Annotated in this window: 14 protein-coding genes; 7 read left to right on the top strand and 7 right to left on the bottom strand. The window is 33.5% G+C overall.

Translation table 11 applies throughout. From position 1 onward, the window contains the following. Window positions 1–140: 140 nt before the first annotated feature. From dnaG to clpP, 3 genes are all read right to left on the bottom strand, one after another. On the bottom strand, window positions 141–2,087 hold the full coding sequence (dnaG, locus tag RM519_RS07630; protein ID WP_311593096.1) for a DNA primase: 1,947 nt from the start codon (window positions 2,085–2,087) through the stop codon (window positions 141–143). 3 nt (window positions 2,088–2,090) lie between these two features. Then, window positions 2,091–3,335: an ATP-dependent Clp protease ATP-binding subunit ClpX gene (clpX, locus tag RM519_RS07625; protein WP_311593095.1), complete on the bottom strand. Its 1,245-nt coding sequence runs from the start codon at window positions 3,333–3,335 to the stop codon at window positions 2,091–2,093. Window positions 3,336–3,427: 92 nt separating this feature from the next. Continuing rightward, window positions 3,428–4,087: an ATP-dependent Clp endopeptidase proteolytic subunit ClpP gene (gene clpP, locus RM519_RS07620; RefSeq protein ID WP_311593094.1), complete on the bottom strand. Its 660-nt coding sequence runs from the start codon at window positions 4,085–4,087 to the stop codon at window positions 3,428–3,430. Window positions 4,088–4,220: 133 nt separating this feature from the next. On the opposite strand from clpP, the gene RM519_RS07615 reads away from it, so the two are divergent. Then, window positions 4,221–4,721 (top strand): hypothetical protein, encoded by a 501-nt coding sequence (locus RM519_RS07615; protein ID WP_311593093.1) that lies wholly within the window; start codon window positions 4,221–4,223, stop codon window positions 4,719–4,721. A 90-nt stretch (window positions 4,722–4,811) separates the two neighbouring features. Here RM519_RS07615 and tig read toward each other — a convergent pair whose 3' ends face one another. From tig to RM519_RS07595, 4 genes are all read right to left on the bottom strand, one after another. Next, on the bottom strand, window positions 4,812–6,134 hold the full coding sequence (gene tig, locus RM519_RS07610) for a trigger factor (RefSeq protein WP_311593092.1): 1,323 nt from the start codon (window positions 6,132–6,134) through the stop codon (window positions 4,812–4,814). Window positions 6,135–6,250: 116 nt separating this feature from the next. Further along, complete coding sequence (locus tag RM519_RS07605) at window positions 6,251–6,595, bottom strand: phage holin family protein (RefSeq protein WP_311593091.1); 345 nt, start codon at window positions 6,593–6,595, stop codon at window positions 6,251–6,253. Window positions 6,596–6,643: 48 nt separating this feature from the next. Continuing rightward, window positions 6,644–7,417 carry an alpha/beta fold hydrolase gene (locus RM519_RS07600; protein WP_311593090.1) on the bottom strand — a complete coding sequence of 258 codons (774 nt, stop codon included), beginning with the start codon at window positions 7,415–7,417 and terminating at the stop codon, window positions 6,644–6,646. A gap of 3 nt (window positions 7,418–7,420) precedes the next feature. Continuing rightward, window positions 7,421–8,134 (bottom strand): pyridoxine 5'-phosphate synthase, encoded by a 714-nt coding sequence (locus tag RM519_RS07595; RefSeq protein ID WP_311593089.1) that lies wholly within the window; start codon window positions 8,132–8,134, stop codon window positions 7,421–7,423. 115 nt (window positions 8,135–8,249) lie between these two features. On the opposite strand from RM519_RS07595, the gene RM519_RS07590 reads away from it, so the two are divergent. The 6 genes from RM519_RS07590 (at window position 8,250) to RM519_RS07565 (ending at window position 15,014) form a co-directional block, all read left to right on the top strand. Then, complete coding sequence (locus RM519_RS07590) at window positions 8,250–8,909, top strand: CBS domain-containing protein (protein ID WP_311593088.1); 660 nt, start codon at window positions 8,250–8,252, stop codon at window positions 8,907–8,909. A gap of 2 nt (window positions 8,910–8,911) precedes the next feature. Next, window positions 8,912–9,799, top strand: coding sequence for an NAD kinase (locus tag RM519_RS07585; protein ID WP_311593087.1), 888 nt, complete (start codon window positions 8,912–8,914; stop codon window positions 9,797–9,799). A gap of 112 nt (window positions 9,800–9,911) precedes the next feature. Continuing rightward, window positions 9,912–10,592: a type IX secretion system protein PorG gene (gene porG, locus RM519_RS07580; protein WP_311593086.1), complete on the top strand. Its 681-nt coding sequence runs from the start codon at window positions 9,912–9,914 to the stop codon at window positions 10,590–10,592. Between the two features lie 3 nt (window positions 10,593–10,595). Then, window positions 10,596–11,351: an undecaprenyl pyrophosphate synthase gene (gene uppS, locus RM519_RS07575; RefSeq protein ID WP_311593085.1), complete on the top strand. Its 756-nt coding sequence runs from the start codon at window positions 10,596–10,598 to the stop codon at window positions 11,349–11,351. Then, window positions 11,341–13,878 (top strand): outer membrane protein assembly factor BamA, encoded by a 2,538-nt coding sequence (bamA, locus tag RM519_RS07570; RefSeq protein ID WP_311593083.1) that lies wholly within the window; start codon window positions 11,341–11,343, stop codon window positions 13,876–13,878. The genes uppS and bamA overlap by 11 nt, the downstream gene beginning before the upstream one ends. Before the next feature lie 50 nt (window positions 13,879–13,928). Then, on the top strand, window positions 13,929–15,014 hold the full coding sequence (locus RM519_RS07565; protein WP_311593082.1) for an OmpH/Skp family outer membrane protein: 1,086 nt from the start codon (window positions 13,929–13,931) through the stop codon (window positions 15,012–15,014). Window positions 15,015–15,024: the final 10 nt, after the last annotated feature.

Here is a 15,024-nt window from a genome sequence, read left to right as displayed (position 1 = left end):
ATGTACTAGTTAAAAAATGAAACTTAAATACTCTTATAGCAATTTTTAAAGAGGTGTGTTTCTAATTCATTTCAAATATACAAAAATAACCCTTGAAAAACAAGGGGTTGTCTTTAGGACAATGACTAAACACAATTTATTTAAATTACCCTATTTAGTTGTTTGGCAATTTTTCGTTTGAGTTCCGAATAATCTACAACTTCGACAAGAATATTTTCGTTGGAACTTTCTTTTGATAATTCAGTCTTCAGTGTTGCGATTTTCTCTTCAATCAATACTCTTCTTAAATTATAAATGGTATCAGAAACCATTTTAGGCAATTCTGATTCAACCTCTTTTACAATTACCTCCTTACGCTTCCAATCACTTAAGGTATGCTTTTCATCATCCATAAGAATATTAGTCACCATCTGCGCAATATCGTTGTTATGATGATTGATTAATTTATCTGTATTTACTGCTTCTTCCTGATTTAATTGATGAATCATATCGTAATAAATCTGCTGAAACAAATTATCGGTAAATTCTACCTCATCTTCTTGTAAACTCAAGTATATTTCTTGTGCCACTTTAGATTCGTAATATTCTTTTTTTCTACTTAAATCATTCTCATTATCATCTGGGACCTGCTCAAAATCTGCTGTCTTATTTCCGTGCAACAACAATATCTTTATGATCTCCTTTTCGTATTTTAATTTCTCATTCACCTTTTCTGGAGCATCCGTTTTTTGCAAAACGGGTTCAGGAGGTCTCATTTGCACCGGTTTCTTAGAGGCGTCTCTTTGTTCTTTTTTAAACATTTGCGCCAATTCACTAAACAAAACATTTTCAGAAATACTCATAATACGAGCACATTCTTGAATATAAACCTCGCGTTGTATTCTATCCGGAATTTTTGAAATACTCACCACAATATCTCGAATCAACCCTGCCTTTTTAACAGGATCGTCTTTAGCCTCTTCCATTAAAAGAGAAACTTTGAAATTGATAAAATCTTGTGAACTGGTACTTAAGTATTCTTTTAATTCACCAGTAGAAACGCTGCGGGCAAAACTATCCGGATCTTCACCTTCAGGAAATGTCAATACTTTAACATTCATACCTTGCTCTAGAATCAAATCAATTCCTCTTAAGGATGCTCTTATTCCTGCCGCATCACCATCAAAAAGAATTGTAATATTAGGCGTTAATCTGCGAACCAATCTAATTTGGTCTGATGTCAATGCTGTTCCAGAAGAAGCAACAACGTTCTCTACTCCATTTTGATTGAATGAAATTACATCCGTATACCCTTCAACTAAAAAACAATTATCTTCTTTTGCTATGGCTTGTTTTGCATGATAAATACCATACAAAATATGGCTCTTATGATAAATTTCACTTTCCGGTGAATTTAAATACTTCGCTGCCTTTTTATCGTTTATTAAAATACGACCACCAAAACCAAGCACGCGCCCACTCATATTATGAATCGGAAAAACTACACGACCTTTAAATCGGTCGAATTGTTTGGTTTCCTTAACTATAGTAAGTCCCGTTTGTGAAAGGTATTTTATGTCATACCCTTTTTTTAAAGCAGCATCTGTAAAGGCAGTCCATTCATCTAAACTATATCCTAGTTCAAACTTTTTTATAGTTTCATCTGTAAAGCCACGTTCTTTAAAATAGGATAAGCCTATTGCTTTCCCTTTCGGATGATTTAGTAAAGTTTCATTGAAATAATCACGTGCAAATTCAGAAACCAAAAGCATACTTTCTCTCTCACTAGCTTGCGCCTTTTGCTCATCGGTTTGTTCGGTTTCATCTATTTCAATATTGTACTTTTTAGCCAAATATCGAATAGCCTCTGGATACGAATACTTTTCGTGCTCCATTATAAATGAAATGGCATTTCCCCCTTTACCTGTTGAAAAATCTTTCCAAATTTGTTTGACAGGAGAAACCATAAATGAAGGTGATTTCTCGTCTGAGAATGGGCTTAACCCCTTAAAGTTACTCCCGGCTTTTTTCAGTTGTACAAATTCGCCAATGACCTCCTCTACACGAGCAGTTTCAAAAACACGATCGATAGTACTTCTTGAAATCATAAATTAGGATACCGCTTTTAACTTCTTGAGTTTCGCTTTTGAAATTTTCTGCTCTGCATACTTCTTAGTAACATGTAATTCCTTTGTTTCAGAACCGGGTAACTCAAACATAGCATCAGTTAAAATAGCCTCGCATAAAGAGCGTAATCCTCTTGCTCCTAATTTATATTCAACGGCTTTCTCTACAATGTACATCAATGCTTTCTCATCGATCGTAAAATCTATACCATCCATAGAAAACAACTTTTGATATTGTTTTGTTATAGAATTCTTTGGTTCCGTTAAAATAGCTCTTAGCGTTTTTTCATCCAACGGATTCATGTGCGTTAATACTGGTAATCGACCAATAATTTCTGGAATCAATCCAAAAGACTTTAAATCAGTTGGCAATACATATTGCAATAGATTTTCTTCGTCTACCTTATCTTCCGATATTGAAGCGCTATAACCAACTGCTTGTCTATTTAATCGTTTACTGATAACTCTATCAATGCCTGAAAAGGCACCACCTGCAACAAACAAAATATTCTTAGTATTTACCTCAATAAACTTTTGGTCTGGATGTTTTCTTCCTCCCTTAGGTGGTACGTTTACAACAGTTCCTTCTAATAATTTTAACAAAGCCTGCTGCACACCTTCACCGGACACATCACGTGTTATTGAAGGGTTATCTCCTTTACGAGCAATTTTATCTATTTCGTCAATAAAAACAATTCCTCTTTCAGCTTTATCTACATTATAATCTGCCGCTTGTAATAAACGCGTTAAAATAGTCTCAACATCTTCACCAACATAACCGGCCTCTGTTAAAACAGTAGCATCGACAATACAAAAAGGAACATTCAACATTTTTGCAATTGTACGAGCAATTAAGGTTTTACCTGTCCCTGTTTCACCTACAATAACAATATTACTTTTTTCAATCTCAATCTCTTCTTCCTCCTCTTTTGTATTTTTCTGAAGCAATCTTTTATAATGATTGTAAACCGCAACCGCCATAACACGTTTTGCATCGGTTTGCCCAATCATGTACTGATCTAAAAATTTCTTGATTTCAACTGGTTTTTTAAGAACAATTTCAGAAGACAAAGCATCTGATTTTCCATCCGCTACTTCTTCAATCACAATACCATGTGCTTGTTCAATACACTTGTCGCAAATATGCGCGTCAAGCCCAGCAATTAATAAATCGGTTTCTGCTTTTTTTCGTCCACAAAATGAACACTCTAAAGTTTCATCTTTTGCCATAATCTTTCTTCTTTTATATCATTCTGAATGTAGCGAAATATCTTTTAGATTCTTCACTCCATCAACTTCAAGTTGATACGTTCAAAATGACACTATTTCCTTTCTAAAATTTCATCAATCATCCCGTATGCTTTCGCTTCTGCTGCTTTCATCCAATAATCTCTATCAGAATCTGCATGAACTTTCTTTACTGTTTGACCAGAATGCTTCGAAATAATTGCATACAATTCATCTTTCAACTTTAATATCTCACGTGCCGTAATTTCAATATCACTAGCCTGTCCTTGCGCACCACCTAATGGCTGGTGAATCATCACTCTTGAATGCGGTAAGGCAGAACGTTTTCCTTTTTGACCTGCACACATTAAAACAGCCCCCATAGAAGCGGCCATTCCTGTACAAATTGTCGCAACATCTGGCTTTATAAATTGCATTGTATCATAAATTCCCAATCCAGCATAAACGCCACCTCCTGGTGAATTGATATAAATTGAAATATCCTTTGAATTGTCTACACTTTCTAGAAATAATAATTGTGCTTGGATAATATTTGCAACAGAATCATTTATTCCTGTTCCCAAAAAGATAATTCTATCCATCATTAAACGAGAAAACACATCCATCTGAGTAATATTCATCTGGCGCTCTTCCATAATATAAGGAGTCACATTACTTACAATTTTATCGTAATACATGCTATTAATTCCGTGATGTTTTGTAGCGAATTTTTCAAATTCTTTTCCGTAATTCATATGAATTGGTGTTTTAAATAATAAGGGGGTAAAAATACAAATTTTAAACGAATTGTAGTTGTCGTAAACAATCTAGAAAAATTGCTCTTTTTTTTATTATTTTTGGTCTAACGTATAACCTTTAAAATAACTTATGGCTAACGGAAGATTAGAATTTAAAATTGGAAACCTTGAATTTGTTGGTGAGGGCGAACAAGATTGGGTTACAGATCAATTAGATAAAATGTTAGAGCGTTTACCTGATTTGGTAAATCAAAGTAAAAAAACCGTTCAAAAGACAGATGTGATAAAGACAACGGCTGAACCAGTGGAGCAAAGTCATCCTACGGATTTATTTTCAACTCCAAAGCCTACCACAAAAAGAGCCATTCCAGAGAATTTATCTACTTTTTTACGTAGCAAAGACTGCATTGACAAACAACGCAGAAAGTTTTTAGGTACTGCCGTTTGGCTACAATTAAATGGAAAACAACGCATTAAAACTAAGGAAGTAACAGATGCATTACGTGCCGCCCGACAAGTGAAAATTACAAACCCTAGCCATCAATTAAACCAAAATATTAGCCAAGGGTTTTGTCAAAAAGAAGGAAATGGATTTTATGTAACTCCACAAGGAGTTGAAAATATTATGTAGCAATCACATTAAAGCATAAAAAAACCGCCTTTAATTAGAAGCGGTTTTTATTTTTTATAGATTCTTCGCTTTCGCTCAGAATGACACTTTTTACTTATAAACTTCTTTTACAAAGTTTTCATAAGTGATTTCTTTTGTCTTAAATGTCATGTTCTCTTTGTAGAATCCTAATAATTTATTGCTAATCAATTGATCTTGCAAACGTTTTGCCTCTTCTTGATTACCTAAAACTCTATTAGCAATATCTTCCAATTCTTTCTCTTCTGGATTTAAATTTCCGTACTGTGCCATTTGCGCTTTAATAAAGTCCTTAGCATAGTCTTTTAACTCGTCCATAGTTACCTGTAAGTTGTTGTCTTTAATAACTTGTCCTTCGATTAACTGGTAACGTAATCCTTTTTCAGATTTTTCAAACTCCTCTGCGGCCTGCTCTTCAGTTAAAGGATTCTCTCCTGCAACTGCCAACCATTTCTTTAAGAAATTTGCTGGTAAATCAAACTTTGTATTTTCAATTAAATACTCAGTAATTGCATTTAATAATTGTTGATCTGCTTGCCCTAAGAATTGCTTTTCAGCATCTTCTTTAATTTTTTCTCTTAACTCAGTTGCAGACGTTACAACACCTTCACCAAAAATCTTATCAAATAATTCTTGATCTAAATCTGCTAACTCAGTAAATGTAATATCTTCAATAGTAAACGCTAAAGGAATTTCTAATCCGTGAACAGCATCATGATCTAAACCAGTTGCTCCCATTAACTTATGCTCGTCTGCAAATAAACCTTTTGATTTTAACTCAACTACAGCACCAACATTTTGACCAATAAATTTCTTTTGGTTTACTTTTCCTTTGATATCTTCTAATACAAAATTGAATTTCTTTTCAATTTCTTTCTCTTCATTTACAAAAGTTCCAGTAACATTTACTCCTGTTTCTACAACATCTTTGGCAGACATTTTTCCGAAACGTTTTTGTAAATTCTCAACTTCTTTATCAATTAACTCTTCGTCAGCAACGATGTTATATTGTGTAATTTTCTTCCTAGCGTCTAATTTAACATCAATAACTGGTGCTAATCCTAATTCAAATTCGAAAGAAAATTCTTGCTCATCCCAAGAAAAATCTTCTTGAACTTTAGGAATTGGATTTCCTAAAATATCTAATTTCTCTTCTACTAAGAATTTGTTTAATGAATCTTGAATCAATTTATTTACTTCATCAATCATTACTGATTTTCCGTATTGCTTTTTCACCATTCCCATTGGAACGTGTCCTTTTCTAAATCCTGGAATTGTTGCATTTTTACTGTAGTCTTTTAAAACTTTAGCAACTTTTTCTTTGTAATCAACTTCAGAAATCTCGATTTTCACAACTGCATTTAATGCATCAATGCTTTCCTTTGTAATATTCATTATGATACTAATTTATTATTCTTACTAAAAACCCGCGATTATCGTTCGATAATTGCGGGTGCAAAATTAGTGTTTTTTTATGAGGTCGCAAAGCATTAACTACTTCAAATTCAACTTTATTTATCTTTTTCTAAAAACGAAAACAAGACAGATTGTAAAAAGGACAAAAGGATACTAAATAACAGCGCTACCCAAAATCCATCTACTTGAAAACCACTTACAAAATAGTCTGCTAATAAAATTATGACTGCATTGATAACGAACAAGAACAACCCTAATGTTACAATCGTTGCGGGCAACGTAAAAAATATGAGTAATGGTTTTACCGTTATTCTCAATAACCCCAAAGCAATTGCCACCCATATGGCAGAAGTATAACCTTCTACATGTACCCAAGGCAAAACTTTAGCCAATACTACAACCGCCAATGCGGTAAGAAGAATTCTCAATAATGTTTTCATAATTTGTTCAGATTTTTAGTTAGACTTCTAAATTACGAAAATTAAATTCTATCTGTTTAAAAATTGAAAGGACTCCTTATAAAAGTCTGTTGGATTATCAGCATGTAACCAATGACCTCCATCCTTAATCGTTACAATTTTTGCATTAGGGAAATGAGCATTGATCAATCCAACATCATCAGAACCAATATAACCAGATTTTTCACCACTTAAAAACAATACCTCTCCATCAAATTGTGTGAACGAAGGTAAGGCAACAGTTATTTCTTCGTAATGTTCGGTTAAACTCTCCAAATTAAAACGAAATCCGAAATTCTCTTTGTCAATTCGCATTACATTCTTCATCAAAAATTGACGCACGCCAAATTCTGAAATATAATTCTTTAGCACTTCTTCAATGTCGTTTCTAGATTTTTGCTCTGAAAAATCAACCTCATTTAATGCGGTTAAAATATCTTGATGATGTGGTGGGTAATATCTTGGTGAAATATCTGCAACCAATAATTTGTCTACCAAATCAGGATATTCCACCGCAAATAACATAACTGTTTTTCCGCCCATTGAATGACCTAATAGATTCACTTTATCAAAACCAAAATGTTTTACGTAGTCGAGTAAATCATCTACCAATAGTTCATAATCAAAATCATCCGAATGAAAACTACGACCGTGATTTCGCTGATCTATTAAATGCACCTCATAGTGCTCGGAAAATTTATTTGCTAGGGTTTTCCAATTATCGCCCATACCTAAAAACCCATGTAAAATTAATAAGGGCTCCCCCTCACCTAATATCCTAGAATGCAATAATTGACTACTCATTTACTAAGATAATTTATGCAAATACATATTAATTACGTTCTGCAACCCTAAATACAGTGATTCCGAAATTAAAGCGTGTCCAATCGAAACCTCATCTAAAAAAGGTAAACTTTGCGCAAAAAACTGAATGTTATCCAAACTTAAGTCGTGCCCTGCATTCACATCCATTCCTAAATCATGCGCTAATTGTGAAGATTCTACATACGGTAAAACAGCCTCTTTATTTCCTTTTGCAAATTCAACAGCATAATTTTCCGTATACAATTCGATTCTATCTGCCCCGGTTTTTGCTGCGTTCTCAATCATCTTTGCATCGGTATCAATAAATATCGATGTTCTAATGTCATTACTTTTAAATTCAGAAATTACCTCTTGTAAAAAAGATTGATGTGTAACGGTGTCCCAACCAGCATTAGAAGTGATTGCGTCAACAGCATCTGGCACTAAAGTTACTTGAGTTGGTTTCACGTCCAAAACTAAATCTATAAACTTCTGAATCGGATTTCCTTCAATATTGTATTCTGTTTTGATAGTAGGCACCAAGTCATAAGCATCTTGATAACGAATATGACGCTCATCTGGTCTAGGATGAATCGTAATCCCTTCTGCTCCGAAATTTTGAATATCAATGGCGGCTTGCTCAACATTGGGCGAATCTCCACCTCGAGAATTACGCAATGTTGCTATTTTATTAATATTTACGCTTAACTTTGTCATCTGAAAATTTTTACAAAAATACCCTAAAATTAGAGATTCTTAAAGAATTGTTATTTTTTTTAAGTCGAAATGATTTGGTCGTATTTTTGAAGAAATTGAAGTATATTCGTACGAAATGAAAATATCTGAATACATATCTAAGGATGTAAGTGCATTGACGTTAGAAACTTCTTTTTTAGAAGCCAAAACAGTGTTTAATGAAATGCCTTATTCACATTTACCAATAGTCGAAAACGACCAATTGGTAGGTTCAATATCTGAAAGTGATGTGTATACTACGGAAAATGAATTAACCGAGATTGGTAATTATCGGCACTTATTTGATCATTTTCACATTCAAGTAACAGATAATTGGATTGACATTTTAAAAATGTTTGCAGCTAGCGAAACAAATATATTACCTGTACTTTCTGAGAAAAATAAATACTTAGGCTTTTATGAGTTAACGGATATTTTGCATTTTTTTAACGACACACCTTTATTAAGTGACGACGGATTTTTCTTAGTGATCGAAAAAGGAATTAAAGATTATTCATTTAGCGAAGTTGCTCAAATAGTTGAATCTAATGACGCAAAACTTATAGGAATTTTTATCTCTGGCTACAAAAATGATTTGGTTCGTATTACCCTAAAAATTGCATCGATAGAAATTAACGATATTATTCAGTCATTTAGAAGGTACGGATACAAACTCCTTACCAAACATAAGGAAGATTTGTTGTTAGAAGAATTAAAAAACAGATCTGACTACCTTCAAAAATACCTAAACATATAATTATGAAAATTGCAATCTACGGTCATTATTTCAATGAGGATGCCATACAATATGTTGAAGATTTATTAGAAGCGTTACACGAAAAAAATGCAGAGATTTATATTGAGTCTGACTTTTTAAAACTCATTCAATTACATACCTCAATCAAAGAAGATTATCCAACATTCAACAACCATACTGATTTAGACACTTCTTTCAACATCTTTTTTACCTTAGGAGGAGACGGAACCATTTTGAGATCAATCACTTATATCCGAGACTCTAATATACCCGTTATAGGTGTAAATATTGGGCGGCTTGGATTTTTAGCCACCGTTCAAAAAGAGAAAATTAAGGAAGCGGTCTCTGCACTTCACAACAATGAATTTGAGATTAAACAGCGTTCATTGCTTACCGTGAATACAAAACCAGAAAATACAAAAATCGGTTATTTGCCTTTTGCTTTAAACGAAATAACCTTAAGCAGAAAGGATACTGCTGCAATGATTACCGTTGAAACTTATTTAAATGGCGAATACCTAACATCTTATTGGGCAGACGGCTTAATTATTGCCACACCTACTGGCTCTACAGGCTATTCATTAAGTTGCGGAGGACCAGTCATAACACCACAAGCAAAGAGTTTTGCTATTACTCCCGTGGCACCCCATAATTTAAACGCAAGACCTTTGATTATTCCCGATGACACGCATATAAGAATGCGCATCGTAGGGAGAGAAAAGGATTGTTCACTCTCACTTGACTCTAGGATTGAGACCATTGAAAAAGGAACTGAAATTTTTGTAGAAAAAGCGCCTTTTAATTTAAAAATGATCGAATTAACAGGCAACTCATTCATTCAAACAATCCGTAAGAAATTACTTTGGGGAGAAGACACGCGTAACAAATAATTCTTCTAACCACTTTTTTTACAATATTTTACCTTAAAAGCAGTTATCAAAAAAGTGCTTTTAACCTATTTCATTACGAATTGAAATACCTATATTTGCACGCTATTTTATTATGATAAAAAAGTTTTTATTTATTACGATACTTTTTGCTTCGGTTTATACCAATGCTCAAATCAATGAAATAGGGATTACGGCTAGTGGTAGCAACTATGTAGGTGACATTGGAAGAGAAAATTTCATTTACCCAAATAATTATGCAATTGGCCTTATATATAAATACAATTTAAACCCAAGAATTGCCTTGAGAGGTACCTATACATATTCAAAAATTTCTGCAGACGATGCTGATTCCGAAAATCTTGCACGTCAAATGAGAAATTATAAATTCACAAACACCTTGCACGAATTTGCAGCTGGTGTTGAATTTAATTTTATTGAATATGATTTATCTACACGCGTAAAAACACATACACCTTACATTTTATTAGAATTTGCGGGTATTAATTACAATGTTGCCGCTTCAGAATCATCTCCAGGGGTTTATAATTATGAAGGGAAAACGTCTTTTTCTATTCCATTTGGATTGGGTTATAAATTTAAAATTGCAGGTCATTTGGCTGCCGCTATAGAAATTGGCATGCGCTATACGTTTACGGATGATCTCGATTATAATAACGCTTCTATTCCTGCATTGGATTTCGGAAACCCAAACAACAACGATTGGTATGCCTTTTCAGGCATTAATTTAGTTTACACTTTTGGCCGACCGGCTTGTTACGCAACACCTAAATAATTCATGAGTTTACTCGATCAAATAGACAATACTAAAGTACCCAGTCATGTGGCCGTGATTATGGATGGAAATGGTCGTTGGGCTAAACAAAAAGGTAAACCAAGAGTATTTGGTCATAAAAATGGAGTGAAAGCAGTGCGTGAAACCATTGAAGCTGCCGGAAATGCTGGAGTAAAAGCATTGACCTTATATGCTTTTTCAACTGAAAACTGGAATAGACCAAAGGCAGAGGTTAAAACCTTAATGACATTACTTGTTAGTTCATTAAAAAATGAAACCAAAGAGCTTATAAAAAACAACATTAAATTACAAGTAATCGGATCTCAAGAGACGCTTCCGAAACAAGTGTTATCTGGTCTTAACAAAGTAATTGAACAAACCAAAAATAACACAGCATTAACACTTACAATTGCCTTAAGTTATGGGTCTAGAGAAGAAATTGTTAATGCATTTAAAAATATTTCTAAAAAAGTTGTTAATAAACAACTTTCACTAGAAGAAATTGACGAAAATATTATTAATAATCATTTATATACGTTTACTTTGCCCGACGTTGATTTAATGATCAGAACAAGCGGAGAAAAACGAATTAGCAACTTCCTTTTATGGCAAATTGCATATGCTGAATTACACTTTACAGATGTGCTTTGGCCTGATTTTACGAAAAATGATTTTTACAACGCAATATTAGATTATCAATCCAAAGAAAGACGGTTTGGTAAAACAAGTGCGCAAATTAAGACATCAAATGAGATATAAATTATCCTTTATACTTTTTACATTTTTATTCATCTCTACAACTATTCTCGCTCAAGAGAATGTTACTCAAGATACTATTAAAACTAAAGAAACACCTCCCAAAGCCACTAAACAAAGTGGCCCTATCGTTTATGAAAAAGGGAAGGCATATGAACTAGGTGGTATTACCGTAACTGGACTTCAAAAATTTAGCGAACAAGCGGTAAAAGTATTTACTGGTTTAAAAGTTGGTCAAGAAATTAGAATACCTGGCGACAAACTTTCCAGTGCAATTAAGAAGTTATATGAGCAGAAACAGTTTAGTTCCGTAGACGCATATATTACGCAAGTAGATGGTAACACTATGTATCTTGAATTTGATGTTCAAGAACTACCTCAACTTAGTAATGTTACTTTTTCTGGAATCAAAAAGAGTAAGTCAAAAGAGTTACAAAAGGAAACACAACTTACTACAGGAGCAATGATGACCGACAACTTGTTGGTTACATCTCAGAATTATATTGAAAATTCTTTCAAAGAAAAAGGGTTTTTAAATGCTAAAGTAACCTTAAACTCAAGAGTAGATTCTACAGATACCAACTCTAAAGAAATGCTTGTTCATATAGACAAAGGGAGTAAGATAAAAATAAAAGAAATTATTTTTGACGGAAATGATCAGGTAAGTGATCAGACGTTGGCTGCGGCAATGAAGAATACGAAAACCAAATTTTTTGGTCGTTTTTGGAAAGGCTCAAAGTTTATTCAAGATAAATTTGATGAAGACTTGGAATCTATTTTAGCTAAGTTTAGTGAAAAGGGACATAGAGATGCAAGAGTATTAGGCGATTCTATTTCTTGGAATGATGATAACACAGTGAATCTTCATATTGCTTTAGAGGAAGGTCAAAAATACTACTTTGGAGGCATTACATACTTAGGAAATAAAGTTTATACAGACGAGCAACTAAACAATCTTTTACGTATTAATAAAGGAGAGGTTTACAACTCTAAAGTTCTAAAAGAGCGTGTTGTTGGCGATGGTAGTCCAGACTCAGAAGACATTGCATCTTTATACCAAAACAGTGGATACATTTTTTCTCAGGTAACTCCGGTTGAGACTAGAGTAGAAAATGATTCTATTTATGTACAAGTTCGTATTTCTGAAGATGAGCCTGCAACTTTAAAAAGAGTTACAGTTAACGGAAATGACAAGACGAATGACCATGTAGCTTACAGACAAATTAGAACACGTCCGGGTTACTTATACAGAAAAGATGACATTATAAGAACAATACGAGAATTAGGGCAATTAGGATTCTTTGACCCAGAAACAATCACGCCAGATTTAAAGCCGAATTACATCGATAAAACGGTTGACATAGACTACACAGTTGCTGAAAAAGGAGCGAGCCAAATAGAACTACAAGGTGGTTACGGTGGAGGTTCATTTATTGGTACTCTTGGACTGTCGTTTAACAATTTCTCTATTAGAAATATATTTAACAAAAAAGCATACAAACCATTACCAATGGGTGATGGCCAAAGTTTATCGTTAAGACTTCAAAAGAGTAGATATTATACAACATCAAGTTTTTCATTTACTGAACCTTGGTTAGGAGGTAAAAAACCACAGTCATTATCATTCTCTATTTACAATTCTAAACAATACAGATATAATTATGTAACTCGAGACGTTGATAAAGATCAACGATTAGATATTATAGGTGCTTCTGTTGGTTTAGGGAAAAGACTTTCTTGGCCAGATGATTACTTTACCTTATCTCAAACTGTAAGTTTACAGAGATATGATTTAAAAGACTATCCTATTGGCTCTTTTACATTCGATACAGGTATTTCTAACAATTTATCTTACCAAATTGTATTAGGTAGAAACTCTGCCGGTCCAAATCCTATATTTCCAACTTCTGGATCGGATTTCGCTGTAGGCGCAAAATTAACGTTCCCTTATTCTTTGGTTAACGATAAAGATTATTCGACGCTTCCTGATGAAGAAAAATACGAATGGCTAGAATACTACAAACTAAATTTTAAAGGTAAATGGTATACACAATTATTTAGTAAAATTGTATTAATGTCTAATGCTGAGTTCGGTTTCTTAGGTTATTATAACGATGAACTAGGTTATTCTCCTTTTGAAAGATATTATGTTGGTGGTGATGGACTTGCTCAATTCCAATTAGATGGTAGAGAAACGATTGGTTTAAGAGGTTATGAAAACTCTCAAGTTTCATCTATACAAGGGGGTACTATTTATAACAAATTTCAATTAGAAGTAAGATACCCAATTACTTTAAAACCATCTGCATCAATTTATGCACTAGGTTTCTTAGAGGCTGGTAATTCTTATGATGGATTTGATGAATTCAAAGCCTTTGAATTAAAAAGATCAGCCGGATTAGGTGTTCGTATATTTATGCCTGCATTTGGATTACTAGGAATTGATTTTGCACATGGGTTTGACCCATTACCTGGTAGAATTGAAAAGTCTGGATGGCAGACACATTTTATAATTGGACAACAATTTTAATTTATTACATTTGTGTAAATTGGCATGATATTTTCTAATTACTAATAGTTATGACAAAAAAAATTCTTTTCTCGATAGTTCTATCCTTAATTGGGTTGACTTCCTTTTCTCAAAAAGGACAGAGAATTGCATTTGTTGACATGAATTATATTTTAGAAAACATCCCTGCATATAGCCAAGCGCAAGAACAACTTAATAAAAAAGTACAATCTTGGCAGCAAAACTTAGATAGAATTACTACTGAAATTGAGACGATGAAAACCGACTTAAGTAACGAAAAAGCATTACTTACAGAGGATTTAATTTTAGAAAAAGAAGAAGATATCGCTATTAAAGAAGCAGAATTTAAGAAAATGGAGGCGCAATATTTTTCTTCTGAAGGAAATCTATTTTTATTGCGCAAACAATTAGTAACTCCTATTCAAGATCAAGTATATAACGCAGCTCAAGAAATTGCCAAAACACGTCGTTACGACTTTGTATTTGACAAATCTTCTGATCTTATAATGTTATATTCTAACAAAGCTAATGACATTAGTGAGTTAGTTTTAAGGTCTATTGTTAGAGGAGAAAAAGTTTCTAAAGCGAATGAAAAACGAGCTACAAGAGCAACACCTACTCGTGCTACTCCAACAAACACAAACAATACTGCTCCAACAAATCGAAGAAGTACCGTTGCTTCACAGCCGGTAGTAAATCCAAATGCCACAAAGAATACCGAAACAGAGAATACTGAAATAGACGCATCTGAAAACACGACTAAATTACCTGTAGAAACTGAAAGTTCCACTAACACATCAGATCCGTCTGAAGTTAGTTCAGATAAGAACAGCATCGATGCAAGCGTTAAAACTGAGACACAAGAAACTACTGTTGTAGAAGATCCAAAACAAAAAGCAATAAACGAAAGAGAGGCTAAGCACCAAGCGGCTTTAGACAGAATTGAACAGCAAAAGATAGATCGAGCAAAGAAACGTGAAGAGCAGAGATTGGCTATTGAAAAGAAAAGATTAGAACGTTTAAGAAAAAGAGATTCAGTAAGAAATCAACTTAAAGATAATAAGAGTAAACCCGTAGAGAAAAAAGAAGATTCGAATAACGAAAAAGAAGACGAACAGAAAGAAAACAACAATTAATTAAAATTCA

This window comes from Urechidicola vernalis (assembly GCF_031846385.1).
Classification (GTDB): domain Bacteria; phylum Bacteroidota; class Bacteroidia; order Flavobacteriales; family Flavobacteriaceae; genus Urechidicola; species Urechidicola vernalis.
This window is presented reverse-complemented; position numbering and strand designations above follow the sequence as displayed.